At 66.0% G+C, this 26,866-nt stretch carries 19 protein-coding genes and 3 rRNA genes; 4 read left to right on the top strand and 18 right to left on the bottom strand.

Annotated features, from left to right (window positions below):
* Nucleotides 1-217: 217 nt before the first annotated feature.
* The 8 genes from rrf to ACUYM2_RS06775 all read right to left on the bottom strand — a co-directional run bounded on the left by rrf (nt 218) and on the right by ACUYM2_RS06775 (nt 12,104).
* Nucleotides 218-334: ribosomal RNA gene (rrf, locus tag ACUYM2_RS06810) — 5S ribosomal RNA — on the bottom strand.
* A gap of 249 nt (nt 335-583) precedes the next feature.
* Nucleotides 584-3,717: ribosomal RNA gene (locus ACUYM2_RS06805) — 23S ribosomal RNA — on the bottom strand.
* Between the two features lie 558 nt (nt 3,718-4,275).
* Nucleotides 4,276-5,800: ribosomal RNA gene (locus ACUYM2_RS06800) — 16S ribosomal RNA — on the bottom strand.
* The 16S, 23S and 5S rRNA genes sit together here, the layout of an rRNA operon.
* Nucleotides 5,801-6,313: 513 nt before the next feature.
* Nucleotides 6,314-7,627, bottom strand: a complete 1,314-nt coding sequence (gene tyrS / locus ACUYM2_RS06795) for a tyrosine--tRNA ligase (RefSeq protein ID WP_481599387.1) — start codon at nt 7,625-7,627, stop codon at nt 6,314-6,316.
* A 105-nt stretch (nt 7,628-7,732) separates the two neighbouring features.
* On the bottom strand, nt 7,733-9,961 hold the full coding sequence (locus ACUYM2_RS06790) for a HelD family protein (RefSeq protein WP_481599386.1): 2,229 nt from the start codon (nt 9,959-9,961) through the stop codon (nt 7,733-7,735).
* A 174-nt stretch (nt 9,962-10,135) separates the two neighbouring features.
* Nucleotides 10,136-10,699 (bottom strand): adenine phosphoribosyltransferase, encoded by a 564-nt coding sequence (locus tag ACUYM2_RS06785; protein ID WP_481599385.1) that lies wholly within the window; start codon nt 10,697-10,699, stop codon nt 10,136-10,138.
* Nucleotides 10,700-10,708: 9 nt separating this feature from the next.
* Complete coding sequence (locus ACUYM2_RS06780) at nt 10,709-11,401, bottom strand: hypothetical protein (protein ID WP_481599384.1); 693 nt, start codon at nt 11,399-11,401, stop codon at nt 10,709-10,711.
* Nucleotides 11,402-11,462: 61 nt separating this feature from the next.
* Nucleotides 11,463-12,104 (bottom strand): DNA-3-methyladenine glycosylase, encoded by a 642-nt coding sequence (locus ACUYM2_RS06775; RefSeq protein ID WP_481599383.1) that lies wholly within the window; start codon nt 12,102-12,104, stop codon nt 11,463-11,465.
* A gap of 102 nt (nt 12,105-12,206) precedes the next feature.
* Between ACUYM2_RS06775 and ACUYM2_RS06770 the strand changes: the two genes are divergently transcribed.
* Together ACUYM2_RS06770 and ACUYM2_RS06765 are read left to right on the top strand one after the other, a co-directional pair.
* Nucleotides 12,207-13,790: a DNA-3-methyladenine glycosylase 2 family protein gene (locus ACUYM2_RS06770; RefSeq protein ID WP_481599382.1), complete on the top strand. Its 1,584-nt coding sequence runs from the start codon at nt 12,207-12,209 to the stop codon at nt 13,788-13,790.
* The gene (locus ACUYM2_RS06765) at nt 13,787-14,302 is read left to right on the top strand and encodes a methylated-DNA--[protein]-cysteine S-methyltransferase (RefSeq protein ID WP_481599381.1); all 516 of its coding nucleotides are present in this window, start codon (nt 13,787-13,789) and stop codon (nt 14,300-14,302) included. The genes ACUYM2_RS06770 and ACUYM2_RS06765 overlap by 4 nt, the downstream gene beginning before the upstream one ends.
* Nucleotides 14,303-14,310: 8 nt before the next feature.
* Here ACUYM2_RS06765 and ACUYM2_RS06760 read toward each other — a convergent pair whose 3' ends face one another.
* From ACUYM2_RS06760 to argC, 10 genes are all read right to left on the bottom strand, one after another.
* On the bottom strand, nt 14,311-15,063 hold the full coding sequence (locus tag ACUYM2_RS06760; protein ID WP_481599380.1) for a maleylpyruvate isomerase family mycothiol-dependent enzyme: 753 nt from the start codon (nt 15,061-15,063) through the stop codon (nt 14,311-14,313).
* 27 nt (nt 15,064-15,090) lie between these two features.
* Nucleotides 15,091-15,639, bottom strand: a complete 549-nt coding sequence (locus ACUYM2_RS06755; protein ID WP_481599379.1) for a pyridoxine/pyridoxamine 5'-phosphate oxidase — start codon at nt 15,637-15,639, stop codon at nt 15,091-15,093.
* A 138-nt stretch (nt 15,640-15,777) separates the two neighbouring features.
* Nucleotides 15,778-17,205 (bottom strand): argininosuccinate lyase, encoded by a 1,428-nt coding sequence (gene argH / locus ACUYM2_RS06750; RefSeq protein WP_481599378.1) that lies wholly within the window; start codon nt 17,203-17,205, stop codon nt 15,778-15,780.
* Nucleotides 17,206-17,210: 5 nt separating this feature from the next.
* Entirely contained in the window at nt 17,211-18,416 is a 1,206-nt protein-coding gene (locus ACUYM2_RS06745) for an argininosuccinate synthase (RefSeq protein ID WP_481599377.1), read from the bottom strand.
* 59 nt (nt 18,417-18,475) lie between these two features.
* Nucleotides 18,476-19,006 (bottom strand): arginine repressor, encoded by a 531-nt coding sequence (locus ACUYM2_RS06740; RefSeq protein ID WP_481599376.1) that lies wholly within the window; start codon nt 19,004-19,006, stop codon nt 18,476-18,478.
* Nucleotides 19,006-20,016 (bottom strand): ornithine carbamoyltransferase, encoded by a 1,011-nt coding sequence (gene argF, locus ACUYM2_RS06735; protein ID WP_481601425.1) that lies wholly within the window; start codon nt 20,014-20,016, stop codon nt 19,006-19,008. The genes ACUYM2_RS06740 and argF overlap by 1 nt, the downstream gene beginning before the upstream one ends.
* Nucleotides 20,017-20,024: 8 nt before the next feature.
* Nucleotides 20,025-21,239 carry an acetylornithine transaminase gene (locus ACUYM2_RS06730; protein ID WP_481601424.1) on the bottom strand — a complete coding sequence of 405 codons (1,215 nt, stop codon included), beginning with the start codon at nt 21,237-21,239 and terminating at the stop codon, nt 20,025-20,027.
* Nucleotides 21,240-21,292: 53 nt separating this feature from the next.
* A complete protein-coding gene (gene argB, locus ACUYM2_RS06725; protein WP_481599375.1) occupies nt 21,293-22,225 on the bottom strand; it encodes an acetylglutamate kinase in 933 nt (310 codons plus the stop codon).
* A gap of 36 nt (nt 22,226-22,261) precedes the next feature.
* Nucleotides 22,262-23,428 carry a bifunctional glutamate N-acetyltransferase/amino-acid acetyltransferase ArgJ gene (argJ, locus tag ACUYM2_RS06720; RefSeq protein ID WP_481599374.1) on the bottom strand — a complete coding sequence of 389 codons (1,167 nt, stop codon included), beginning with the start codon at nt 23,426-23,428 and terminating at the stop codon, nt 22,262-22,264.
* Nucleotides 23,425-24,456, bottom strand: a complete 1,032-nt coding sequence (gene argC / locus ACUYM2_RS06715; protein WP_481599373.1) for an N-acetyl-gamma-glutamyl-phosphate reductase — start codon at nt 24,454-24,456, stop codon at nt 23,425-23,427. The genes argJ and argC overlap by 4 nt, the downstream gene beginning before the upstream one ends.
* Before the next feature lie 173 nt (nt 24,457-24,629).
* Here argC and ACUYM2_RS06710 point away from each other — a divergent pair, with 173 nt between their 5' ends.
* Together ACUYM2_RS06710 and ACUYM2_RS06705 are read left to right on the top strand one after the other, a co-directional pair.
* On the top strand, nt 24,630-25,733 hold the full coding sequence (locus ACUYM2_RS06710; RefSeq protein ID WP_481601423.1) for a fatty acid desaturase family protein: 1,104 nt from the start codon (nt 24,630-24,632) through the stop codon (nt 25,731-25,733).
* 108 nt (nt 25,734-25,841) lie between these two features.
* A complete protein-coding gene (locus tag ACUYM2_RS06705) occupies nt 25,842-26,807 on the top strand; it encodes a quinone oxidoreductase family protein (protein WP_481599372.1) in 966 nt (321 codons plus the stop codon).
* Nucleotides 26,808-26,866: the final 59 nt, after the last annotated feature.

Here is a 26,866-nt window from a genome sequence, read left to right as displayed (position 1 = left end):
AAGCCGGCCCGGAACGACTGCGGGAGGGTTCCCGTTTTGGGCGGCTCTGCTGCGGGAGGGTTGCGGTGGTGGGCGCCGGTGGTGCGGGAGGGTTCCGGTTTTGGGCGTCTCTTGTGCGGGAGGGTGTGGGCGCGGGTGCCGGGGGTTTGGTGGTGGTGTGGGTGGTTAAAGAGCTCAGGCCCCGACACGTGTGTGTCGGGGCCTGGCTGTAATGGTTGTCCGGCGGTGACCTACTCTCCCACACCCTCCCGGGTGCAGTACCATCGGCGCTGTGGGTCTTAGCTTCCGGGTTCGGAATGGGACCGGGCGTTTCCCCCACGCTATGACCGCCGTAACCCTGTGTCCGCGCCCTGGTCCGGCCCGTGTAAGGGGCGTTTCCGGGGTGGGAAATCTGGTGGTTACAACATGTTCGCTGCACTTGGTGGTGCAGTTGTGGTGTTGTTATTCAGTTGTGGGTTTCCGTGCAACGTGCCCGTGGCGGGTTTGTTGGTTGGGAACCACATAGTGGACGCAAGCAGTCTTGTTTCTTTGTACTTCTCCGCTGGTGTGAACGTCTTTTGAATCCGTTCACGCGGGGAAGTGTGTGGTGTAAGTTATCGGCCTATTAGTACCGGTCAGCTTCACGAGTCGTTAGTCCTCGCTTCCACATCCGGCCTATCAACCCAGTGGTCTGGCTGGGGGCCTCTCACACACAAGGTGTATGGAAATCTCATCTCGAAGCGAGCTTCCCGCTTAGATGCTTTCAGCGGTTATCCCATCCGAACGTAGCTAATCAGCGGTGCACTTGGCAGTACAACTGACACACCAGAGGTTCGTCCGTCCCGGTCCTCTCGTACTAAGGACAGCCCTTCTCAAATTTCCTGCGCGCGCAGCGGATAGGGACCGAACTGTCTCACGACGTTCTAAACCCAGCTCGCGTACCGCTTTAATGGGCGAACAGCCCAACCCTTGGGACCTACTCCAGCCCCAGGATGCGACGAGCCGACATCGAGGTGCCAAACCATGCCGTCGATATGGACTCTTGGGCAAGATCAGCCTGTTATCCCCGAGGTACCTTTTATCCGTTGAGCGACGGCCATTCCACAATGTACCGCCGGATCACTAGTCCCGACTTTCGTCCCTGCTCGAGATGTCTCTCTCACAGTCAAGCTCCCTTGTGCACTTACACTCGACACCTGATTGCCAACCAGGCTGAGGGAACCTTTGGGCGCCTCCGTTACTTTTTAGGAGGCAACCGCCCCAGTTAAACTACCCATCAGGCACTGTCCCTGACCCGGATTACGGGCCGAAGTTAGATGTCCAAAGTGACCAGAGTGGTATTTCAACGATGACTCCACCCGAACTGGCGTCCGGGCTTCAACGTCTCCCACCTATCCTACACAAGCCACTCCGAACACCAATACCAAACTATAGTAAAGGTCTCGGGGTCTTTCCGTCCTGCTGCGCGTAACGAGCATCTTTACTCGTACTGCAATTTCGCCGAGTTTATGGTTGAGACAGCGGGGAAGTCGTTACTCCATTCGTGCAGGTCGGAACTTACCCGACAAGGAATTTCGCTACCTTAGGATGGTTATAGTTACCACCGCCGTTTACTGGGGCTTAAATTCTCAGCTTCGCCTTGCGGCTAACCGGTCCTCTTAACCTTCCAGCACCGGGCAGGAGTCAGTCCGTATACATCGTCTTGCGACTTCGCACGGACCTGTGTTTTTAGTAAACAGTCGCTTCCCCCTGGTCTCTGCGGCCCCTGCACGCTCCGGACAGCTAGTGTCCATCACGATGGGGGCCCCCCTTCTCCCGAAGTTACGGGGGCATTTTGCCGAGTTCCTTAACCATAATTCTCTCGATCGCCTTAGTATTCTCTACCTGATCACCTGTGTCGGTTTGGGGTACGGGCGGCTAAAACCTCGCGTCGATGCTTTTCTAGGCAGCATAGGATCACCGAATCCCCCCATACGGGGGTCCCGTCGGGTCTCAGGCATCATGAACGGCGGATTTGCCTACCGTTCGCCCTACATCCTTAGACCGGGACAACCATCGCCCGGCTCGGCTACCTTCCTGCGTCACACCTGTTAATACGCTTGCCTCCCAGGATCAGGTCCCGCGCTCCACCAAAACCCTCACACCACAAGGGTGATCGGGCAGGTCTCGGGCGGTTAGTATCCCCTGTTCAGCATGGGCGGTTTTTCGCCGGTACGGGAATATCAACCCGTTGTCCATCGACTACGCCTGTCGGCCTCGCCTTAGGTCCCGACTTACCCAGGGCAGATTAGCTTGACCCTGGAACCCTTGATCATTCGGCGGACGGGTTTCTCACCCGTCTTTCGCTACTCATGCCTGCATTCTCACTCGTGTAGGCTCCACCGCTGGTTTACACCGCGACTTCACTGCCCACACGACGCTCCCCTACCCATCCAGACGCCTGAACCACAAGGGCTTAGCTAATATCTGAATGCCACAACTTCGGCGGTGTACTTGAGCCCCGCTACATTGTCGGCGCGGAATCACTTGACCAGTGAGCTATTACGCACTCTTTTAAGGATGGCTGCTTCTAAGCCAACCTCCTGGTTGTCTTCGCAACTCCACATCCTTTCCCACTTAGCACACGCTTAGGGGCCTTAGTTGGTGGTCTGGGCTGTTTCCCTCTCGACTATGAAGCTTATCCCCCACAGTCTCACTGCTGCGCTCTCACTTACCGGCATTCGGAGTTTGGCTGACGTCAGTAACCTTGTAGGGCCCATTAGCCATCCAGTAGCTCTACCTCCGGTAAGAAACACGCAACGCTGCACCTAAATGCATTTCGGGGAGAACCAGCTATCACGAAGTTTGATTGGCCTTTCACCCCTACCCACAGCTCATCCCCTCCATTTTCAACTGAAGTGGGTTCGGTCCTCCACGACGTCTTACCGTCGCTTCAACCTGGCCATGGGTAGATCACTTCGCTTCGGGTCTAGATCACGCCACTGCAACGCCCTGTTCAGACTCGCTTTCGCTACGGCTTCCCCACACGGGTTAACCTCGCGACGTAACACTAACTCGCAGGCTCATTCTTCAAAAGGCACGCCGTCACAACTACACAGCAAGCTGCGGTTGCTCCGACGGATTGTAAGCACACGGTTTCAGGTACTGTTTCACTCCCCTCCCGGGGTACTTTTCACCTTTCCCTCACGGTACTGGTCCGCTATCGGTCATTAGGGAGTATTTAGGCTTATCAGGTGGTCCTGACAGATTCGCACGGGATTTCTCGGGCCCCGTGCTACTTGGGATACTTCCCAGGCGGCACACTACATTTCGGTTACGGGGCTCACACCCTCTCTGGCCGGCCTTTCAAGACCGTTCACCTATGCACATGCTCTCACCCCACTGTCCCGGCAGAGACAGAACGGAAAGTCCCACAACCCCGACCATGCAACGCCCGCCGGCTATCACACATGGAACGGTTTAGCCTGATCCGCGTTCGCTCGCCACTACTAACGGAATCACTATTGTTTTCTCTTCCTGCGGGTACTGAGATGTTTCACTTCCCCGCGTTCCCTCCACGCACCCTATGTGTTCAGATGCGGGTCACCAGATCACTCGCGCGTCTGGCGGGGTTTCCCCATTCGGACACCCTGGGATCACAGTCCGGTTATCGACTCCCCCAGGCTTATCGCAGATTCCTACGTCCTTCTTCGGCTCCTAATGCCAAGGCATCCACCGTGTGCTCTTAAAAACTTGACCACAAAAGATCAAGGAGTAATTTTCGAGAAAACCACGGAAACCACACCATCACCACAACAACACCCAAACAGGGCACCACCGCAGCAACAGCACAGATCCAGGTTCATATTTCTTGGAAATTGCTTCTTATAAAAGATGCTCGCGTCCACTATGTAGTTCTCAAACAACAACCCCATACCACACACCCCACACACCCGGACCCCCGAAAGGACCCACCAGTGCATGCTCGCTGCAGCCGGGAAACCAGAAACACAAGTCCCACACCCCGCACCCCGGACACCCTCCCCAAAGGGAAGAACACCCGGAACGCCGGCCATGGTCCTGTTGCCTCAGGACCCAACAGTGTGCCAAACACTAAACCGCACAACCCCCGCCCCCGCCGTTCCAGGACACTCAAGAGCATCCGTACTGGGCAAGAACAAAACCATGCGGCCGCTATTTGCTGATATTCCACCCGTGAGCACCCGCCGCAGAACAAACGCCTGCGCAACGGGCCTACTCCTGACAACACCACCACACCCGCATACACGGGGCAGGGTTGCTGTAGGTGCTCCTTAGAAAGGAGGTGATCCAGCCGCACCTTCCGGTACGGCTACCTTGTTACGACTTAGTCCCAATCGCCAGTCCCACCTTCGACAGCTCCCTCCCACAAGGGGTTAGGCCACCGGCTTCGGGTGTTACCAACTTTCGTGACTTGACGGGCGGTGTGTACAAGGCCCGGGAACGTATTCACCGCAGCGTTGCTGATCTGCGATTACTAGCGACTCCGACTTCATGGGGTCGAGTTGCAGACCCCAATCCGAACTGAGACCGGCTTTTTGGGATTAGCTCCACCTCACAGTATCGCAACCCTTTGTACCGGCCATTGTAGCATGCGTGAAGCCCAAGACATAAGGGGCATGATGATTTGACGTCGTCCCCACCTTCCTCCGAGTTGACCCCGGCAGTCTCCCATGAGTCCCCGCCATTACGCGCTGGCAACATGGAACGAGGGTTGCGCTCGTTGCGGGACTTAACCCAACATCTCACGACACGAGCTGACGACAACCATGCACCACCTGTGAACCGGCCCCAAAGGGGAAGGACTGTTTCCAGCCCGGTCCGGTCCATGTCAAGCCTTGGTAAGGTTCTTCGCGTTGCATCGAATTAATCCGCATGCTCCGCCGCTTGTGCGGGCCCCCGTCAATTCCTTTGAGTTTTAGCCTTGCGGCCGTACTCCCCAGGCGGGGCACTTAATGCGTTAGCTACGGCGCGGAAAACGTGGAATGTCCCCCACACCTAGTGCCCAACGTTTACGGCATGGACTACCAGGGTATCTAATCCTGTTCGCTCCCCATGCTTTCGCTCCTCAGCGTCAGTTAATGCCCAGAGACCTGCCTTCGCCATCGGTGTTCCTCCTGATATCTGCGCATTTCACCGCTACACCAGGAATTCCAGTCTCCCCTACATCACTCTAGTCTGCCCGTACCCACCGCAGATCCGGAGTTGAGCCCCGGACTTTCACGGCAGACGCGACAAACCGCCTACGAGCTCTTTACGCCCAATAATTCCGGATAACGCTTGCGCCCTACGTATTACCGCGGCTGCTGGCACGTAGTTAGCCGGCGCTTCTTCTGCAGGTACCGTCACTTTCGCTTCTTCCCTACTGAAAGAGGTTTACAACCCGAAGGCCGTCATCCCTCACGCGGCGTCGCTGCATCAGGCTTGCGCCCATTGTGCAATATTCCCCACTGCTGCCTCCCGTAGGAGTCTGGGCCGTGTCTCAGTCCCAGTGTGGCCGGTCACCCTCTCAGGCCGGCTACCCGTCGTCGCCTTGGTGAGCCATTACCTCACCAACAAGCTGATAGGCCGCGAGTCCATCCAAAACCACAATAAAGCTTTCCACCCCCCACCATGCGATGAGGAGTCATATCCGGTATTAGACCCAGTTTCCCAGGCTTATCCCAGAGTTAAGGGCAGGTTACTCACGTGTTACTCACCCGTTCGCCACTAATCCCCCAGCAAGCTGGGATCATCGTTCGACTTGCATGTGTTAAGCACGCCGCCAGCGTTCATCCTGAGCCAGGATCAAACTCTCCGTTGAAGAAAAACAGACACAACCAGGCACCACGGGAAAACGCGGAACCAGGCTGCACAAAATTTGAAACCAGCTAAAAACACCGAACCCAACCACGGGGTGGCAGATCCGGCACAATCAACCAATTCAATACAAAATTGGTATCAACAAACTTGGCACACTATTGAGTTCTCAAACAACAGACACATTCGAATACTTCTCGAAACAATTCACTCGGTGAATTTCTTTTTGTTCCGCATTTCTTCGCTGCGATGTATTTAGCTTATTTCATTCATTTCCACTTTGCAAACCCGGAAGTTCTTCCGGAATTCACTCCGAGGAAGCGAATCCGCCCAGCAAAATGTGAAGCAATTTCGCTTTCCCACGCCTTGCGCAGGAAGAATCGCTTCTTTTTGTTGGGGGTTGGTCACCACTCAACGGCGGCGACTCAGAAAACAATACACGCTCCCCTGCGGCCGTGCAAATCGGCCGGAGGGGAGCGTGCAGGAGGCCGAGGGCCGGCCCAGGTAGAGGAGCCGGCTAGCCTCCCGAAACCTCCACGGTTGCCAGGTTCTTCTTGCCGCGGCGCAGCAACAGGTAGCGCCCGTGCAGCAGTTCGTCGGGCGCTATGACGGCGTCGGGGTCGGAGATCTTCGTGTTGTTCACGTAAGCCCCGCCCTCCCCCACGGTCCGCCGGGCGGCGGACTTGCTGTCGGAGAGCCCGGTAGCCACGAGCAGGTCAATAATGCCGAGTCCAGAGCCGTCCACAGTGGCGGAAGGAAGTTCCGCCGTCGCGGCCCGGAGACTCTCGGCATCCAGGGCGGTCAGGTCTCCGCCGCCGAACACGGCTGCCGAGGCGGCGATAACCTTCTCCGTGGCCTCGACGCCGTGCACCAGTGAGGTGACCTCGTAGGCAAGCTTGCGCTGGCCTTCCCGGGCAAACGGCCGTTCGGAGACCGAGGTTTCGAGGGCTTCGATTTCGGCGCGGCTGAGGAAGGTGAAGACCTTAAGCCGGGCGGCGACGTCGGCGTCGGCGGTGTTGAGCCAGAACTGGTAGAAGGCGTAAGGGCTGCACATCTCTGCGTCCAGCCAGATGGCGTTGCCCTCGCTCTTGCCGAACTTGGTGCCGTCCGAATTGGTGATCAGCGGTGTGCCCAGCGCATGGACGTGCTTGCCCTCCACCTTGCGGATCAGATCGGTGCCGCTGGTGAGGTTGCCCCACTGGTCGGATCCGCCGGTCTGCAGCACGCAGCCGTAGTCGCGGAACAGCTGCAGGTAGTCCATGCCCTGCAGGATCTGGTAGCTGAATTCGGTGTAGCTGATTCCCTCGTCAGAGTTCAGGCGGGTGGCGACAATGTCCTTCTTGATCATCGTGCCGACGCGGAAGTGCTTTCCAATGCCGCGCAGGAAATCGATGGCGCTCAGCGGGGCGGTCCAGTCGAGGTTGTTGACCATCCGTGCCGCGTTGTCGCCATCGAAGCTGAGGAAGCGCTGGACCTGGCCCTGCAGCCGGCCGACCCATTCCGCCACGGTCTCCGGGGTGTTGAGCACCCGTTCGGCGGTCTGCCGGGGGTCTCCGATCAGTCCGGTGGACCCTCCCACCAGGCCGAGGGGCTTGTGGCCTGCCAGCTGGAGCCGGCGCATCAGCAGCAGCTGCACGAGGTTGCCGAGGTGCAGGCTGGGCGCGGTGGGATCGAAGCCGCAATAGTACGTCGCCGGAGCGCCGGCAAGCAGTTTCTCCAGCTCTGCCTCATCCGTGGAGACGTGGACGAGGCCGCGCCATTTCAGCTCCTGCCAGATGTTGGCGAAGCCGGGGTCGTTCTGCTGGGACTGAAGATCATTTAGCTGGGACACGGAATCTAAGTTAGCAGGATCGCCGGTGCCGGACCGCCCCGCAGCTGCGCGTGACGGAACCGCACCCGCCGCCGTGTCACGGCGGCACGGCGGCGGCCCGCGGTCCTACTCTTCGATGCCGGCCGGCACGGGGGCGGCGGCGATGAGACGCAGACGCTGGGTGGGGCGGGTCATCGCGACGTACAGGTCGCCCACCCGGCCGTGCTCATGGTTGAGCATGGCGGACGGTTCCAGCACTACGACGCCGTCGAACTCCAGCCCCTTGGCCTCGCGGGGGCTGATCACCACAATGTCCTGCTCGTAGCTGCCGGCGCCGGTGCCGACGCGGCGGCCGTACGCAGCGCGCAGCGCTGCGGTGGCCTCCGGCAGGAGCCCGCCGTCGGCAATCACGGCCAGCAGGCCGCCGTCGAGCGCGTCCAGTTCCTCGGGGAGGACCTCGAGGAGCCGGCCGACGATCGCGCCGGGCTCGACCCGGTCAATGACCGGCGACCAGCGGCCCTCACGGACGGCCTTGGGCGCCGAGACCACGAGTCCTGCCGCGTTGGCCATGCGCGCTGCCGCCTCGGCGATCTGCGACGGAGTGCGGTAGTTGACGGTGAGTTCCTCAAGCTGCCAGCGGTCCCCGAACATCGGGGCCAGGGCGCTCTGCCAGGACTTCGCCCCGGCGACCGAGCTGGTCTGGGCGATGTCACCGACGATCGTGAAGGACTTCAGCGGGCAGCGCCGGACCAGTAGCCGCCACTGCATGGGCGAGAGTTCCTGCGCCTCGTCCACCACAATGTGCCCGAAGGCCCAGGTGCGGTCGCTGGTGGCGCGCTCGGCTGCGGTCAGCCGCGCCTCGCGTTCCTGGTTCTGATCCACCAACTCCTCGGCCGAGATGAGGACATCCACACCGGCCGTTTCCATGTTGACCAGCGTCTGTTTCGCGTTGGCCAGGTCGCGTGCGCGGTCATGCTCCTGCTGGGCCAGTCCCCGGCCGGCGGCCGGATCCAGTTCGCCAAGCAGTTCGGCGGCCTCGTCCAGCAGCGGGACGTCGGCCTCGGTCCACGGCGATCCGGCAGGCCGGAGCAGCAGGGCGCGTTCGGCGTCACTGAGGTTCGGGGTGCACGCTGCCAGGATGGCGGGCTTGCTGAGCAGCTCCCCTACCAGTTTTTCCGGGGTCATCGGCATCCAGCACAGGTTCAGGGCAACCCGGACGTCCCTCGCCGAGCGGACGTCCTCGGCGAGGTAGGAGCGGTCCGCGTTGTTTCCGATGCTGCCGGCCTCGACGAGTTCGGTCATCTGCTCGGTCAATTCGCGCAGCAGGATCTTAACGAAGGAGACCCGTGCCTCGTTGTGCGGCTTCCCGGTGGCGCGCGCCTTCTCCCGGGCCCGGCGGACCTGCCGCGGGGTCAGGACGAGCTTGCGGCCGTCCACTTCGAGGATGCGGTTCTCGGCCGGGACCCGCTGCCGGTTGGCGACGGCGTTCGCCACCACCTCGGCCATGTCGAGCCGGCCCTTGATGGCCGCGACGTCGGAGTCGTCTTCGGCGACAGCGTGGATGCCGGGCATCAGGCGGCCCAGGCTGGCCATCACCACGCCGGTTTCGCCCAGGGACGGCAGCACCCGCTCGATGTAGTTCATGAAGGACGACGACGGTCCCACCAGCAGCACACCGGCGGTCTTGAGCCGGTCGCGGTGGGTGTAGAGCAGGTAGGCGGCACGGTGCAGGGCAACCGCGGTCTTGCCGGTGCCGGGTCCGCCCTGGACCACGAGGGCGCCGGACATGGACGAGCGGATGATCCGGTCCTGTTCGGACTGGATGGTTCCCACGATGTCCGACATCCGGCCGGTGCGCTTGGAATTCAGCGCGGCCAGCAGTGCACCCTCGCCCTGCAGCGAGTCGTTGTCGGCCAGCAGGTCGGCGTCGAGCACGTCATCCTCGATCGCCTTTACCTGGCGGCCCTGCAGGATCAGGTGCCGGCGGCGGCGGACGCCCTGCCGGTCGAAGGCAGTGGCCTGGTAGAAGTGGCCCGCTTCGGGCGCCCGCCAGTCCACCATCAGCCGCTGCAGGTCCTCGGTGGTCAGGCCGATGCGGCCGATGTACTGGGCCTCTCCAGAGTCGAGGTCGAGGCGGCCGAACACGAGGCGGTCATCGACGGCGTCGAGCTGGGCGAGGCGGTCCTCGTAAAGTGCGGCAAAGGCGTCCCGCTCGGAGACATTCTGCATGGTGCCCACGGCACCTGCGCGGCGGACCTGGGCGAGCTGGGCGCGCTTTTCCGCCCGCAGCTCATCCAGCCGGGCATAAAGTCCGGCTACATAGTCGCGTTCATGGGCCAAATCAGCGTCGTGCATCGAACGTTCCCCTATCGAAAAAGACAGACCAACCATTCTACAGCGATTTCGCGTATCGCTCCCCAAATATGTCGGTTTTCTTCGGGCCTCGCTTTTGTCAGGCATTCTACCGAGGCCGCCACCACCGTCCAGCCTGCGGCACAGCCGCCGGCTCATCTGCCGGCGACGGGATCCCTACAGGTTCAACAGCGAGTGGATGCGGTGTCCGGCGAGGGCCGCCCGGCCGTTCAAATCGCCCAGTTCCATCACCACGCCGACGCCGGCCACCTCGACGCCGCAGCGTTCGAACAGCCGTGCGGCCGCGCCCAGGGTGCCGCCGGTGGCGAGGACGTCGTCGAGAAGGAGCACCCGGGTACCCGGGACCAGATCCGCGCTGTGCAGCTCCAGGGTGGCAGTACCGTACTCCAGCGAGTAGTGCTCCGAAACCACTTCGCGGGGCAGCTTGCCGGCCTTGCGGACGGTGACGACGCCGGTGTCTGTGGCGTAGGCGGCAGCCGCGGCCAGCAGGAACCCGCGGGCTTCCACCCCGGCGACGGCGTCGAACCGGCCGCGGAACGGCTCCACCAGCGCGTCGACCACGGCCTTGAGGGCGGCCCCGTCGGCGAAGACGGGGGTCAGGTCCTTGAAGACAATCCCCGGCTTGGGGTAGTCCGGGACGGTGGCACACAGGCTGGTGATCAGCTCGTCCACCGGAACGGTGTTCTTCGTCTGGGGCAGGTCCTGCTCGCTTTGTTTCACCGGTCAATCTTACTGGCTGGTACCAAACGGGTGGTCCCGGTTACCGGCCGGCCCCGGCGGCCCGGAGCCCCCGCCCTCCGCGTGCGGGGACTGCAAAAGGTTATTGGCGAATCCGTACCGGACCAGCTCCAGTGCTTTTCCGAGCGCGCGCTCCGCGTCGAACCGGCCCGCTGCCGCAGCACTCAGACGGAGGGCGTCGTTGGCCCACGCGGAGCGGTGAAAGCGGTCCGCGTCGCCATGCAGGAGCCGTCCGTAGAGCACGTCCTCGACGCGGTCCGTCCAGGTGCCCGCCACGTCGTCCGGGCCGTCGACCGGGTCAGGTTCGTTGTCCGGGCCAGGGACTTCGTCCGGCGCCGGTCCCGGCACATGCTGGCGGCCTCGGACCATCTCCGCGGTGAACAGCGCGACCACGCCGTCGGCCCCTTCTGCGAGGCGGCGGTCCGCCGAGTAGTTGCAGAGGCGGAGTGCCCGCACCACGAGTTTGAGCGAAACGTGTTCATCGCGGACGATGAACTTGCGCAGCAGGGCCGCCCTGAAGAGCTCGAGCCAGCGCCTGCGCTGCGCCTCTGCGGAGTGCACCGGAGGTTGCTCCCCGTCGGGCTCAAAAAGGGCCACCATCGAAAAGTAGTCGGTGGCCAGCTCCTGGAAGATCTCCAGCCTCTCGAGCTCACTGCCCGGTTTCCCGCGTTTGCCTTCGCCCATGAGCTGTCATCCCTTCCACCGCCGGTGCCACGCCTCGGATTGCCGTGTCCCGGATTGCCGGTTATGCCGTCCGCACCTTCGCCGCCTTGTAGCGGGAGACAGTCGGGTCGCCGCTGAGCCAGAAGCGCCACGGGTAGTCGTCGGTGCCGCCCGCGCCGGAGACGCCCACCCGCGGCCCGGAACTGATCGCCGTTGCCGGCTCGGCCGGGAGCTCGAGCCGGAACGGCGCACTGAGCGCGTCGCGGCCGCTATCCGCCGTCGTCAGCCCCAGGGCGGTGGCGAAGCGGGCCGGACCGCTGGCGAGGTCCTTCGGGGCTTTCGACGTGGGCCGCCGCGCGAGGGCCAGTTCCTCGCCGGCCACCACCTCGCCGGCGCGCAGCAGGAGGGCGCAGGCCACTCCCTCGGGACCGCAGACAATGTTGGCGCAGTGGTGCATGCCGTAGGTGAAGTAGACGTAGAGGTGCCCGGCCGGGCCGAACATCGGCGCGTTCCGCCGGGTCTGGCCGCGGAACGTGTGCGAGCCGGGATCCGGGTGCAGTGAGTCCTCCGGCCCCAGGTAGGCCTCGACCTCGGTAATGCGCACGGCTACCGGCCCGGCGTGGCTGCTGTGCGTCAGCACGGCGCCGAGCAGCAGCGGTGCAACGGTGCGCGCATCGGCGGACAGCAGCCCGCGCAGGGCCTCGGGCGTCACGCTGGAATCCATCCCCCGACTTTAACAAACCCTTCCATCACCGGGGTAGCGGCCCGCACGGCGGTGTCCGATTTCCGCTAGCGGCGGGCGGCGGCAAGCTGGCAGGATGGAGCCATGGACTTCTGGCAGCGCTACCGGGCAATCGATGCCCGGGACCCCCGTTTCGACGGGCAGTTCTACACCGCTGTCCGCACCACCGGCATCTACTGCCGGCCTTCCTGCCCGGCGCGGACGCCCAAGGCCGGCAACGTCACCTTTTACGAGACGTCCGCCGCCGCGCATGACGCGGGCTACCGGGCGTGCAAGCGCTGCCTGCCCGAGGCGGTGCCGGGCACTCCGGCATGGAATGTCCGCTCCGACGTCGCCGGCCGGGCCATGCGGCTGATCAACGACGGGGTGATTGACCGCGACGGCGTGCAGGGGCTCGCCGCACGGCTCGGCTATTCCTCGCGCCAGCTCAACCGGATCCTCAGCCACGAACTCGGCGCCGGTCCCCTGTCGCTGGCACGGGCCAGCCGCGCCCAGACCGCCCGGACGCTGCTGGTCTCCACCACGATGAAGGCCGCCGACATCGCGTTCGCTGCGGGCTTCAGCAGCGTCCGCCAGTTCAACGAGACCATCGCCGAGGTCTTCGCCATGACCCCGTCGGCGCTGCGGGCCACGGCGCGGCACCAGCAGGCGCCGGCCCGCACCGCGGTGTCCTCCGCGGCGCTGACGTTGAACCTGCCGTACCGGGAGCCGTTCGATCCGGGGGTGTTTGCGTTCCTGGCAGTCCGCGCCATCCCCGGCATCGAGGAAGGAACCTCCGTTTCGTACGCACGGACCCTGCGGCTGTCCCACGGGGACGCGCGCTTCCGGGTGGACTACGACGTCGACTCCCCGGGCCGGCCCCTGAGACTGACGATCGGTGCCGTGGACCTGCGGGACCTGGCCTCGCTGCTCAGCCGGGTCCGGCGCCTGCTGGATCTCGACGCCGACCCGGTCGCCATCGATACGTCCCTCGCCGCCGATGCGCGGCTGGCGTCCAGCGTTGCAGCCGCCCCCGGCATGCGGATGCCCGGGGCCGTGGACCCGCGGGAGCTGCTGATCCGCGCCATGATCGGCCAACAGATCACCGTCTCGGCTGCGAGGACAACCCTGGTCCAGCTTTCCGCGTGCGGCAACGAGAGCCTGGTCCCGGCGGACGGCCTGCACCGGCTCTTCCCGACGGCGGCGGACATCGCGGACACCGGGTTCCAGTTGCTGCGCGGACCTCAGCGACGCATCGACTCCATCCGCGCCGCCGCCGCGGCAATGGCCGCGGGTGAACTGGATTTTGGCTACGGCGACGACCTGGCCGGGCTGCAGGCCAAGCTCTTGCCGCTGGCCGGCGTCGGGCCCTGGACCGTGGGCTATGTCGCGATGCGCGTGATCGGCGCCCCGGACGTTTTCCTGGCCAACGACGCCGCGGTCCGCAACGGTATCCGCTCGCTGGCGCAGGAACCGGACGATAACGCCGGTGGCGCCGCCGCGGCTGCGGATGGCCTGTCCCCTGACCCGATCTCCCGCGATTCGCTCTCTCCCGATTTTCGGGAGGTCAGTCCCTGGCGCTCCTACGCCACCATGCACCTCTGGCGTGCGGCCGCAGCGGCCCAGTCCGCAGCGCGGACCGAGTCGGCCGGCATCAAAACAACAGCCTCGAAGAAAGTGACGCAATGAAAGCGCAGCTCCTCACCCTGTCCACCCCGGATGGTCCGTTCACCATCATTGCCCGTGACGGCGCCGTCCTGGCGTCGGGCTGGACCGCGATGCCCGGCGAACTCACCGGCCAGATCCACCCTGACCTGCTGCCCGAGGGTTACGAAAAGGTCCCGGACCTGGGCAGGATCTCAGCCGCGGTCGAGCACTTCTATGCCGGCGATCCCGGGGCTGTGATGGAGGTGCCGGTGCTGCAGAAATCCGGCCCCTTCCGCAGCCATGCCTGGGACATGCTCCGGACCGTGGCCCCGGGCCATCCGGTGACCTACACCGAATACGCGGAACTCTCCGGCAACGCCAAAGCGGTCCGGGCGGCCGCCAGCGCCTGCGCCTTCAACGCGGCCGCCCTGTTCGTGCCTTGTCACCGGGTGATCCGCACCGACGGGAGCCTGGGCGGCTTCCGCTGGGGGCTCGCCATCAAGGAAAGCCTGCTGAACCGCGAGCGGCAGCTCGCCCTGGCGGTACAGGCTTAGGTGTCCTGCTAGTTCGTCGCCTCGTTCGTCACCGGCACGCCCGCGGGCCAGGGCAGCAGTGCGGGCAGTTCGACGCCGTCGGCCGCTGCGGTGGCACGCAGGCTCCCCAGGGTGGGCGTGCGGCCGGCCAGCCACGCCGCGATGTCGGTGAGCATGCCGTTGATGGCCGTCGAGCGGCCGCCCGCAGCGCCGATCGCGACGGAGGGCAGTCCCAGCGGCTGCAGCACGAACCGCTCCCCCTCGGGCACCCGGGCAGCCAGGAAGTCGAAGAGGTGTTCGCAGAACGGCCTGCTCCATGTTTCGGGGCCGCGTCCGGTGCCGAGGTCGCTGGCGTGGATCGTCAGTTCGCGCCAGAGCGCCAGCCCGCCGTCCAGGACGACGCCGCCGCGGTAGCTGATGGGTTCCTGCCAACCTGCGGGAGCAAGTGCCCCGAACGCCTTGAGTGCGCGCTTGAACGCGGCGGCCACGGCCGTGCGGTGCTCCTCGGCGCTGTGGCCGGCCGCCAAGTCGATGGCGCGGGTGCGCCCCTCGAAGCCGCCGTCGTAGAGTTCGATGCTTTCGCCGCGGGCGGCGTATTCGGCCTGGCGGGCCATCGCATTGCCGATTCCGGCAAGGTGGGCCAGCACGTGTCCCCGGGTCCAGCCTGGGAGTTCGGACGGGGCCTGGACATCCTGGTCGTTGAGTTTGGCGGCGATTCCGGTCACGACGTCGGCGGCGCGGCGGAGTTCCTCCAGCAGGTCTTCAGGGGTGATTGAGGTCATGGCGCCCATCCTAACGGAGCGACCGGATTAACCGCGGCTAACTGGACCGCCGCCCTGGCCGGGCCCGTAGCGGTGCCGGATGTGCCGGCGGTCGTGCCGGGCCTGCCAGAATTCGAGTTCGCGGGGGCGGAGCGCGTAGAGCTGCCAGCTGTTGTTCGCGCTGCCGTCGGCGCCAGGCCGATCGTGCCAATCGGCGGCGGAAGCTTCCGCGGAGAGCTCCACCACGTCGCCGGCCACGCGGACCTGGCGGCCCTGCTGCTGCCAGAAGAAGTTCAGGGCGGCGCTCGGGTTCTCCGCCAGTTCCCGGCCTTTGCGCGACTGGCGGGACGTGGCGAAGTGCCAGCCGTCGTCGTCGATGTCCTTGAGGATCAGCATCCGCGCGGACGGCCGGCCCTGCCCGTCCGCTGTGGCCAGGCTGCAGGCGTTCGGCTGCGGAACTCCGGCTGCAAGGGCCTCCGCGAGCCACTTCCGGAAGAGCTCGGCGGGATCCGCGGGGGCCAGCTTCGGGTCGAAGTCCGGAAGGTCGTCGGGGAAGTCGGGCAGGGCGCGCAAGAGTTGGCGGAACGATTCGCTCATGCCGCCATGCTATCGAGGACTGTTCGGCGGCCAACGCCCAACGCTCCCCCACTTCTGGCGGAAAATCCGCCGACGCTCCTGCAACGAGTGCAGGAGCGTCGGCAGAATCAGTGCCAGATGTGAGGGAGCGTCTGGTTGCTAGACGGCGTACGCGCGCACGCCCACAACCTCCGCCTCGAGCGCCAGCAGCTGGCGCTCGACGGCGGCCGGTGCGGTGCCGCCCTGCGAGTTTCGGCTGTTGAGCGAGCCTTCGGTGGACAGTACGGTGCGGACCTCCGGCGTCAGGTGCTCCGAGATGGCGGCGTATTCCTCGTCGGTCAAGTCCCAAAGTTCGACGTCGCGGCTTTCGGCCTGCTTCACCGCGGCGCCGGACAGCTCATGCGCCTCGCGGAACGGAACGCCCTGCCGGACCAGCCATTCGGCGATGTCCGTGGCCAGCGCGAATCCCTGGGGTGCCAGTGATTCCATCCGTTCGGTGTTGAACTTCAGCGTCGCGATCATGCCGGAGACGGCCGGGAGCAGCAGCTCCAGGGTGTCGGCGGCGTCGAACACCGGTTCCTTGTCCTCCTGCAGGTCGCGGTTGTACGCGAGCGGCAGGCCCTTGAGCGTGGCGAGCAGACCGGTGAGGTCGCCGATCAGCCGGCCGGCCTTGCCACGGGCCAGCTCGGCCACATCAGGGTTCTTCTTCTGCGGCATGATCGAGGAGCCGGTGGAGTAGGAATCGTGCAGGGTCACGAAGGAGAACTCCTTGGTGGCCCACAGGATCACTTCCTCGGACACCCGGGACAGGTCCACGCCGATCATGGCCGATACCCAGGCGAACTCGGCAAAGACATCGCGGGAAGCGGTGCCGTCGATCGAGTTGTGCGTGGCCGAGAAGAAGCCAAGGTCTGCCGCGACTGCCTCCGGGTCCAGGCCCAGCGAAGAGCCGGCGAGGGCGCCGGAGCCGTAGGGGGAAACGCCGGCACGCTTGTCCCAGTCCTGGAGCCGCTGCACATCGCGCAGCAGCGCCCAGGCGTGGGCCAGCAGGTGGTGGCTGAGCAGGACCGGCTGGGCGTGCTGGAGGTGGGTGCGGCCTGGCATGGCCACCCCGCGGTGGGCCTTGGCCTGGCCGACCAGCGCGTCGATCGTGGCGAGCACGCCGCGGGCGATGATCCGGGCGTGATCACGCAGGAACATCCTGCCCAGGGTGGCGACCTGGTCGTTGCGGGACCGGCCGGCGCGGAGTTTGCCGCCCAGCTGGGTGCCGGCGCGTTCGATCAGGCCGCGTTCCAGCGAGCCGTGCACGTCCTCGTCGGACTCCGCCGGGGTGTACGCCCCCGATGCCACGTCCGCATCCAGCCGGTCCAGGGCGTCCAGCATGCCCTCCAGCTCGGCGTCGTCGAGCAGGCCGGCCTTGTGCAGCACGCGGGCGTGCGCCTTGGACCCGGCAATGTCATAGCGGGCCAGCCGCCAGTCAAAGTGCGTGGATTTGCTCAGGGCGGCCAGGGCGTCCGCGGGACCGCCGGCGAACCGGCCGCCCCACAGCGCACCCGTATTGGTAGCTTCGGACTTTTGCTCAGCCACAGAGGCTACTTTCCGTCGACGCGGATGTCGCGGCGGGCCGCGACCTTAGCGGACATGCCCCACAGCTCGATGAAGCCGCGCGCCATCGACTGGTCGAAGGTGTCGCCTGTGTCGTAGGTGGCGAGGTCGAAGTCGTAGAGCGAGGTCTCGGAGCGGCGCCCGTTGACGATCGCCTGGCCGCCGTGCAGGACCATACGGATGTCGCCGGAGACGTAGCGCTGGGTGTCCTCGATGAAGGCGTCCAGGGAGCGCTTGAGCGGGGAGAACCACTGGCCGTCGTAGACCAGCTCGGACCAGCGCTGGCCAACCGTGGCCTTGAAGCGGGCCTGCTCGCGCTCGATCGTGATGTCCTCGAGGTGCTTGTGCGCGGTGAGCAGAGCCATCGCGCCCGGGGCCTCGTAGATTTCGCGGGACTTGATGCCGACGAGGCGGTCTTCGACGACGTCGATCCGGCCCACGCCCTGGGCGCCGGCGCGGCGGTTCAGTTCCTTGATGGCCTGCAGCGGGGTGACCTTGACGCCGTCGATCGCGACCGGCACGCCGGCTTCGAAGGAGATGGTGACCTCGTCCGGGGCCGGCGGGAATTCCGGGGTGGCGGTGTAGTCGTAGATGTCCTTGGTGGGGGCGTTCCAGATGTCCTCGAGGTAGCCGGTCTCGACGGCGCGGCCCCAGACGTTCTGGTCGATCGAGTACGGGTTCTTCTTGGTGGTCTCGATCGGCAGTCCCTTTTCCTCGGCGAAGGCGATGGCCTTGTCGCGGGTCAGGGCGAGGTCGCGGACCGGGGCGATGCACTTCAGGTCCGGGCCGAGGGTCTGGATGCCGACCTCAAAGCGGACCTGGTCGTTGCCCTTGCCGGTGCAGCCGTGGGCCACGGTGGTGGCGCCGAATTCGCGGGCGGCCTTGACCAGGTGCTTGACGATCACCGGGCGGGAGATCGCGGAAACCAGCGGGTAGTGGCCCTGGTAGAGGGCATTGGCCTTCAGGGTGGGCATGCAGTATTCGTTCGCGAACTCATCCGACGCGTCGGCCACGTAGGCTTCGACGGCGCCGCAGCCGAGGGCGCGCTGGCGGATGGTTTCCAGCGACTCGCCACCCTGTCCGACGTCGACCGCCACGGCAATAACCTCGGCGCCGGTCGCTTCGCCGATCCAGCCGATGGCTACGGAAGTATCCAGGCCACCGGAGTAGGCCAGCACAATACGCTCAGTCACTTCAAATGCTCCTTAGTTGTTGGTTCTTGGGGTCTCTGGTGAAAGTTCATGGGTTGGTCTTACTGGCCGGCTTCTTCGGCCAGCTGCAGGAAGCGGGCGGCGACGGCGGCCCCGCCGGCCGGGTCGCGGGTGACCAGCAGCACGGTGTCGTCGCCGGCGATGGTGCCGAGGATCGAGGGCATCACCGAGTGGTCGATCGCGAGGGCCAGGAAGTTCGCGGCGCCCGGCGGGGTCCGGAGCACCACCAGGTTTGCGGACGCCTCCGCCGTGACCAGCAGTTCGCCGCAGAGCCGCGCGAGCCGGGCGTCGAGGATTTCCTGGGTGACACCGCTTTTGGCCGCGCGTTCCCCGCCCTCCCCCGGCACGGCGTACACCAGCACGCCGTCCTTGCCTCGGACCCGGACGGCGCCGAGTTCCACGAGGTCGCGGGACAGCGTGGCCTGGGTGACCTGGACGCCGTCGTCCGCGAGCAGGGCGGCCAGCTCGGCCTGCGAGCGGACGGATTCTCCGGTGAGGATTGCGGTGATCCGCGCCTGCCGGGCCGTTTTGGTGGCCGGGCTGGCCCCCTGGGCGGCGGGCTGGACGGACACTATCCGAGAGCCTTTGGTGTCAGCGCCGGATTCGGCGCCAGCCCGTCAACCACAGCCAGGCCGGAGCGGTGCATAAGCCAGGCCATCAGGGCCTTCTGCGCGTGCAGCCGGTTCTCGGCCTCGTCCCAGACCACGGACTGCGGTCCGTCGATCACGCCGGCGGAGATTTCGTAGCCCCGGTAGGCCGGGAGGCAGTGCAGCACGACGGCGTCCGGCGCGGCGAGCTGCATCGCGGCCTCGTCTACGGAGTAGTCGCGGAACAGCTGCAGCCGGGCTTCCTTTTCGTCTTCCTGGCCCATCGACACCCAGGTGTCGGTGGCGACGACGTCGGCTCCGCGGAGCGCCTCGGCCGCGTCAACCGTGACCAGCACGGAGCCGCCGGTTTCCGCGGCGCGCTCTTCCGCGGCGGCAACGATCTCCGCGGCGGGGAGGTAGCCCTCCGGGCCGGAGATGCGCACGTGCATGCCGGCCGTCACGCCGGCCAGCAGGTAGGAGTTGGCCATGTTGTTGGCGGAGTCGCCGAGGTAGCTCATGGTAAGGCCCGCCAGCGTGCCCTTGTGCTCCTTGACGGTCAGCAGGTCGGCGAGGAGCTGGCAGGGGTGGTAGTCGTCGCACAGGGCGTTAATGACCGGAACGTGCGCGTTGTCGGCCATCGCGACGAGGCCGGCGTGCGCGCCGGTCCGCCACACGATGGTGGAGACCATGCGTTCGAGCACCCTGGCGGTGTCCTCGACCGACTCCTTGTGGCCGATCTGGGCCTCACCCGGGTTGATGATCAAAGCGTTGCCGCCCATGTCCGCGATGCCGGTGGCGAAGGAGACCCGGGTGCGGGTGGAGGTCTTGTCGAAGATCACGGCTACGGTTTTGCGTCCGCTGCCCTCCGCGGCGAAGGGCTGGACGCTGTACGGGGCAGCTTTCATCCGGAGTGCGAGGTCCAGGACCTCGGCCTGCTCGGCCGGGCTGAGGTCCGTGTCCTTGAGGAAGTGGCGGGTGGCCACGGATGGAGTCATGGGGGCGGTCACTGGGCGTCCTTTGCGGTCTGGAGGAGGGCCGGCAGCGCGGCGAGGAAGCGGTCGGCCTGGGCTGCGGTCAGGATCAGCGGGGGTGCGAGGCGGATGGTGTGCGGGCCGGGGCTGTTGACGATGAACCCTGCGTCGAGTCCGGCGCCGACGACGGCGGGGGCCACGTCGGCGTCGAGGTCGAAACCGATCAGCAGTCCTTCGCCGCGGACGTCAGTGACGCCGTCGATTCCGGCGAGGCCGGAGCGCAGGTGCTCCCCCACCTCCCGGACGTGGGCCAGCACGTGCTGGTTTTCCAGCACGTGCAGGGTGGCCAGGGCCGCGGCGGTGGCGACCGGGTTCCCGCCGAAGGTCGTGCCGTGCTGGCCGGCGGACAGCAGCGAGGAAACCTCGGGGCCGAAGGTGAGCAGGGCGCCGATCGGGAAGCCACCGCCCAGGCCCTTGGCGAGGGTCACGGCGTCGGGGACGATCCCGGCGTCTTCGCAGGCCAGCCACTTGCCGGTGCGGCCGATGCCGGTCTGGACCTCGTCCAGGATCAGCAGGGCGCCGGCGGCGCTGGTGGCTTCGCGGGCCGCCCGGAGGTAGCCGGCCGGCAGCGGCCGGACGCCCGCCTCACCCTGGATCGGTTCGAGGAAGACGGCGGCGGTGGTGTCGTCAACCGCGGCGCGGAGGGCGTCGATGTCACCGAAGGGCACGTGCACGACGCCGCCGGGCAGCGGCGCGAACGGCGCCCGGTAGGCCTCCTTCGAGGTCAGCGCCAAGGCCCCCATGGTGCGGCCGTGGAAGGCGCCTTCGAGGGCGATGATCTTGGTTCGCGGCGACTCCTGCGACCCGGCATTCCGCCGGGCCAACTTGAACGCTGCCTCGACGGCCTCGGTTCCGGAGTTGGCGAAAAACACCTTGGAACCGGCCGGCGCCTTGGAAAGTTCCAACAGTTTCTCGGCCAGGGCAATCTGGGTGGGGCTGGTGAAGAAGTTGGAGACGTGGCCCAGGGTGGAGAGCTGGCTGGAGATCACCGAGGTGACGAAGGGGTGGGCGTGGCCCAGTGCGTTGACCGCGATGCCGCCGAGCAGGTCCAGGTATTCTTTCCCGTCGGCGTCCCAGACGAGGCAGCCGGCGCCGCGCACCAGCACCCGCTGCGGCGTGCCGAAGACGCCCAGCAGCGACGACGAGTAGCGGGACAGCCAGTCGGCTCCGCTGCCCATTCCGGTCATAACAGAAGCTGTGGGGGCCCCATCGCCGGCCGGACTCACGCCTACGGTTTCGTTCATGCGTTCACTTCCTCGTCGGGGACGACCTGGGTGCCGATGCCGGCGGTCGTAAAGGTCTCCAGCAGCATCGAGTGCGGCAGCCTGCCGTCCACGATGTGTGCCCGTTCCACGCCGCCGTCGACGGCTTTCAGGCACGCTTCCATTTTGGGGATCATGCCCGACTGCAGGCTCGGCAGCAGTTCGCGCAGTTCCGAAGCCGTCAGCGACGAGATGAGCGACGAGCGGTCCGGCCAGTTGGCATAGAGGCCCTCAACGTCGGTCAGGATCACGAGTTTGGAGGCAGTGAGCGCTTCAGCGAGGGCAGCTGCAGCGGTGTCCGCGTTGACGTTGAGTACCTGCCCGGTGGTGGAACCGTCTGGGGAGATCTCCGGCGCGACGGTGGAGATCACCGGGATCCGGCCGGCCGCCACGATGTCCAGGATGCCTTCCGGGTTCACCCCCACCACTTCACCGACCAGGCCCAGGTCCACCTCTTCGCCGTCCACCACGGTGCCGGTGCGGACGGCCCGCAGCAGCCCACCGTCTTCGCCGGACATCCCGACGGCGTAGGGGCCGTGCGAGTTGATCAGGCCCACGAGTTCACGGCCCACCTGGCCGGTGAGGACCATCCGGACCACGTCCATGGCCTCTGGCGTGGTGACGCGCAGGCCGCCCTTGAACTCGGATTCGATGCCGAGCCGGCTGAGCATGGCGTTGATCTGCGGGCCGCCGCCATGAACCACCACGGGGTGGATGCCGACGTGGTGCAGGAAGACGACGTCTTCCGCGAAGGCGCGGCGGAGCTCGTCGTTAACCATCGCGTTGCCGCCGTACTTGATCACCATGGTCGTGCCGGCGAAGCGCTGGATCCAGGGCAGCGCCTCGATCAGCGTGCCGGCTTTGCTCTGCGCGTCGGCCGTGGAAGTGGTCTCGCGGGTCTGGGTGTTCATGGTGTGCGTCTTTCTGTTCGTCCCTTACCAGCAGGCCTAGCTGGAGTAGGCACTGTTTTCGTGGACGTACTCGTGCGTCAGGTCGTTGGTCCAGATCGTGGCCTCGGCGGCGCCCGCCTGCAGGTCAATCTCGACCAGGACCTCGCGCGGCTCGAGGTCCACCAGGCCGCGGTCCTCGCCGATGCTGCCGTTACGGCAGATCTGCACGCCGTTCATCGCAACGTTGAGCTGGTCCGGTTCGAAGGCAGCGTCGGTGGTGCCGACGGCGGACAGCACCCGGCCCCAGTTCGGGTCCTTGCCGAAGATGGCGGTCTTGAAGAGGTTGGAGCGCGCGACGGCGCGGCTGACCACTTCGGCGTCCTTTTCGCTTGCGGCGTTGAAAGTGCGGATGGCGATGTCGTGGCTGGCCCCTTCGGCGTCGCCGATCAGTTTGCGGGCCAGTTCCGCGCACACCCGCGTGAGGCCCTTGCCGAAGTCGACGGCGGACGGGACGGCGCCCGAGGCGCCGGAGGCGAGCAGCACCACGGTGTCGTTGGTGGACATGCAGCCGTCCGAGTCGGCCCGGTCGAAGGTGACGCGGGTGGCGTCGCGGAGTGCGACGTCGAGCAGTTCGGGCTGGACCTCCGCGTCCGTGGTGAGGACCACGAGCATGGTGGCCAGGCCCGGGGCGAGCATGCCGGCGCCCTTGGCCATGCCGCCGATGGTGAACTCCTTACCCTCGGCGTCGGTGCCGGTGAAGACCGCCTGCTTGGAGACCGAGTCGGTGGTCATGATCGCGGTGGCCGCTGCCGGGCCGCCGTCGGCGTCCAGCGCCGCCGCAGCAGCACCGATCGCCGGGAGCAGCTTGTCCATCGGAAGCTGCTCGCCGATCAGCCCGGTGGAGCAGACGAAGACGTCCGTCGCGGATGCCCCGAGTGCTTCGGCGGTCTTCTCCGCGGTGGTGTGCGTGTTTTGGAAGCCCTGCGGCCCGGTGCAGGCGTTGGCGCCGCCGGAATTGAGAATGACGGCGTCTACCCGGCCGTCCTTGATGACCTCGCGGGACCAGTGCACCGGTGCTGCGGCCACCCGGTTGGAGGTGAAGACGGCGGCGGCTGCCTTGTTGGGCCCGTCGTTGACAACGAGGGCCAGGTCAGGGTTTCCGGAGGCCTTGAGGCCGGCCTTGACGCCGGCAGCCCGAAATCCTTGGGGTGCGGTGATGCTCACGGAGCGACTCCCTGCAGGTCGAGGCCGGCGGTTTCCGCCAGGCCGAGGGCAATGTTCATGGACTGCACGGCGCCGCCGGCCGTCCCCTTGGTGAGGTTGTCGATGGCGCAGGTGACGATCACGCGGCCCGTGTGCCCGTCCAGGGCCAGTTGCATGACGGCGTGGTTGGAACCCTGCACGGACTTGGTGGAGGGCCACTGGCCCTCCGGCAGCAGGTGGACGAACGGTTCCTCGTCGTACGTCCCGGCCCAGGCGTGGCGCAGTTCCTCAGCCGTCACACCCGGCCGGATCTTCGCGGTCGCCGTGGTGAGGATACCGCGGCTCATCGGCGCCAGCGTGGGGGTGAAGGACACGGTGACGGGCGCGTTGAGCGCCTTGGACAGTCCCTGTTCGATCTCCGGGGTGTGCCGGTGTCCGCCGCCGACGCCGTAGGGGCTCATCGAGCCCATCACTTCGGCGCCGATCAGGTTCACCTTCGCGGCCTTGCCGGCCCCGGAGGTACCGGAGGCAGAGACGATCACGACGTCGTCGGCCTGGAGCAGGTGGTTGCTGAAGCCCGGGGTAAGGGCCAGCAGGGCCGACGTCGGGTAGCAGCCCGGCACCGCGATCCGGGTGGCGCCGCGCAGTGCCTCGCGCTGGCCGGGAAGCTCCGGCAGGCCGTACGGCCAGGTGCCGGCGTGCGGCGAGCCGTAGAACTTCTCCCAGGCCGCCGGGTCCTCGAGCCGGTGGTCCGCGCCGGCGTCGATCACGACCGTGCCGGCGGGCAGCTGCGCCGCGATTTCCGCGGATGCCCCGTGCGGCAGCGCGAGGAATACGACGTCGTGGCCGGCGAGGTTCTCCACGGTGGTGTCTTCAAGGATGCGTCCGGCCAGGCCATGGAGATGCGGCTGCAATTCCCCTAGTCTGGAACCGGCGTTGCTGTGCGCGGTGATGGCGCCGATCGTAACGTCGGGATGACCGGCCAGGAGCCTCAGCACCTCGCCGCCGGCGTAGCCGCTAGCGCCGGAGACGGCAACAGAAATAGTCATAGCCACGAGTATACAGCAAGACTATGCATAGATCCCGATATTTATGCATAGATCTGCCCGTGTCCGGAAGCGGCTGGACGGGTCAGCGTATGCTGGATAGAGGGTGATCCAGACCGTGCCGCTGCAAATGCCAGCTGCAGCGTTGCCCGTAACAGTTTCGAGGCATGCGTTTCATGACCCCCACCACCACACTTTCCGCGGAAACGCCGGCGCGCCCGCAAGCGCGCGTCCGTCAGCCCAACGCCGTCGTCCTGAGCTACTCGGAGCTGCTGAAGAGCGTCAAGGCCGCCGGCCTGCTGGAACGCCGCACCGGGTTCTACATCACGGTGTTCTCCGTTCTGGTCCTGCTCATGGCCGCCACCTGGTTCGGCTTCGCACTGATCGGCGACAGCTGGTTCCAGCTACTCATTGCCGCCGCGCTGGGCATTCTCTGCACCCAGTTGAGCTTCCTGGCCCACGAGGCCGGGCACCGCCAGATCTTCGCCTCGCGCCGCGCCAACGACTGGGCAGCGCGGCTGCTTGCAACCTCCGTGGCCGGCATCAGCTACTCCTGGTGGGAGCAGAAGCACGGCGCGCACCACAACCACCCGAACGTCATCTCCAAGGACCCGGACATCGCCACCGGCGCGATTGCCTTCTTCCCCGAAGCCGCGGCCACCCGGCAGGGACGGTTCTCCTTCCTGACCCGCAAGCAGGGCTGGTTCTTCTTCCCGCTGCTGTTCCTCGTGGGCCTGGGCCTGCAGATCGATTCGGTCAAGTTCATCGTCCGCCGCGCCAAGGTCACGCACCGCTGGGTGGAGATCCCGATCCTCGCGGCCCGGCTGAGCCTGTTGCCCGTGCTCGCCTTCGCGTTCCTGCCCTGGGGCATGGCACTGGCGTTTATCGGCGTGCAGCTCGCCGTCTTCGGCTTCTACATGGGCGCCTCGTTCGCGCCGAACCACAAGGGCATGCCCGTCCTGCCCGCGGACAGCCGGGTGGACTTCTTCAGCCGACAGGTCCTGACCTCCCGGAACATTTCCGGCGGCCGCTTTATGGACATCCTGCTCGGCGGCCTCAACCGCCAGGCCGAGCACCACCTCTTCCCGGACATGGCCCGGCCCCAGCTGGACAAGGCTGCCGTGATCGTCCGCGAGTTCTGCGCCAAGCACCAGGTTCCGTACACGGAAACCACCCTGCTGCAGTCGTACGGCATCATCGTGCGCTACCTCAACGACGTCGGCCTCGCCGCGGGCCGCCACTTCGAATGCCCGATGGCCACCGTGACCCGCCGTTACTAGCGGCACGCCCGGCACGCTGCGCCCTCCGCGCCGGTGTCCCTAGGATGGTCTCAGGATCCGGGCCAGGAATTCTCCTCCCCGGAGCGGAGACCTTTCAGAAGGAGACACATGACGCACGCAATCCTCGCCCGGCAGTCCGGCGGACCCGAGGTCCTCGAGCTGGCCGAAGTCGACCGCCCGGTCCCGGGTCCCGGCCAGCTGTTGATCAAGGTCGCCGCCGTGGGCGTGAACTTCATTGACACCTACAAGCGCAGCGGCGCCTACAAGGTGCAGTACCCGTTCATCCCGGGCTCCGAAGCCTCCGGAACCGTGGAGGATCTCGGCGACGGCGTGACCGGATTCTCCGCCGGGGACCGGATCGCCACGGCAGAGGGCGTCAACTGCTACGCCGGCTACGCCCTCGTGGACGCGGACAAGGCCCTGCCGGTGCCCCGCGGCGTCGACGACTTCACCGCGGCCGCGCTCCCCCTGCAGGGCATCACCGCGCACTACCTGATCAACTCCTGCTTCAAGGTGGAAGAGGGCCAGACCGTGCTGCTGCACGCGGGCGCCGGCGGAGTGGGCCTGCTGCTGATCCAGCTGCTCAAGGCCAGGGGCGCGCACGTCATCACCACCGTCTCCACCGAGGAGAAGGAGGCGCTGGCCCGCGGCGCCGGCGCGGACCACGTGCTGCGCTACGACGGCTTCGCCGCAAAGGTGCGCGAGCTGACCGACGGTGCGGGCGCGCACGTGGTGTACGACGGCGTCGGAAAAGATACCTTCGACGGTTCGCTGGCAGCGCTCCGGATCCGCGGCACCCTGGTGCTCTTCGGCGCCGCGTCCGGTCCCGTGCCGCCGTTCGATCCGCAGCGGCTCAACGCCGGCGGTTCGCTCTACCTGACCCGGCCGACCATCAACCACTTCCTCCGGGACGCGCAGGAGCGCCGCTGGCGCTCCGACGAGCTCTTCGCCGCCGTGGCGGACGGCAGCCTGAAGGTCCGGATCGGGGCCCGCTACGACCTCGCCGACGCCGCCGCGGCCCACACCGACCTGGAGCAGCGCCGCACCACCGGCAAGGTCATCCTGGTCCCCTGATCCGCGCTGGAGCGGCACCGATGTCTTCCGTTCATCTGCTGCGAGGAGAATCACCAGGT

The organism is Arthrobacter sp. SD1074B, from assembly GCF_056780195.1.
The sequence above is the reverse complement of the archived record's forward strand: the minus strand, read 5'-3'. Positions and strand labels throughout refer to the sequence as shown.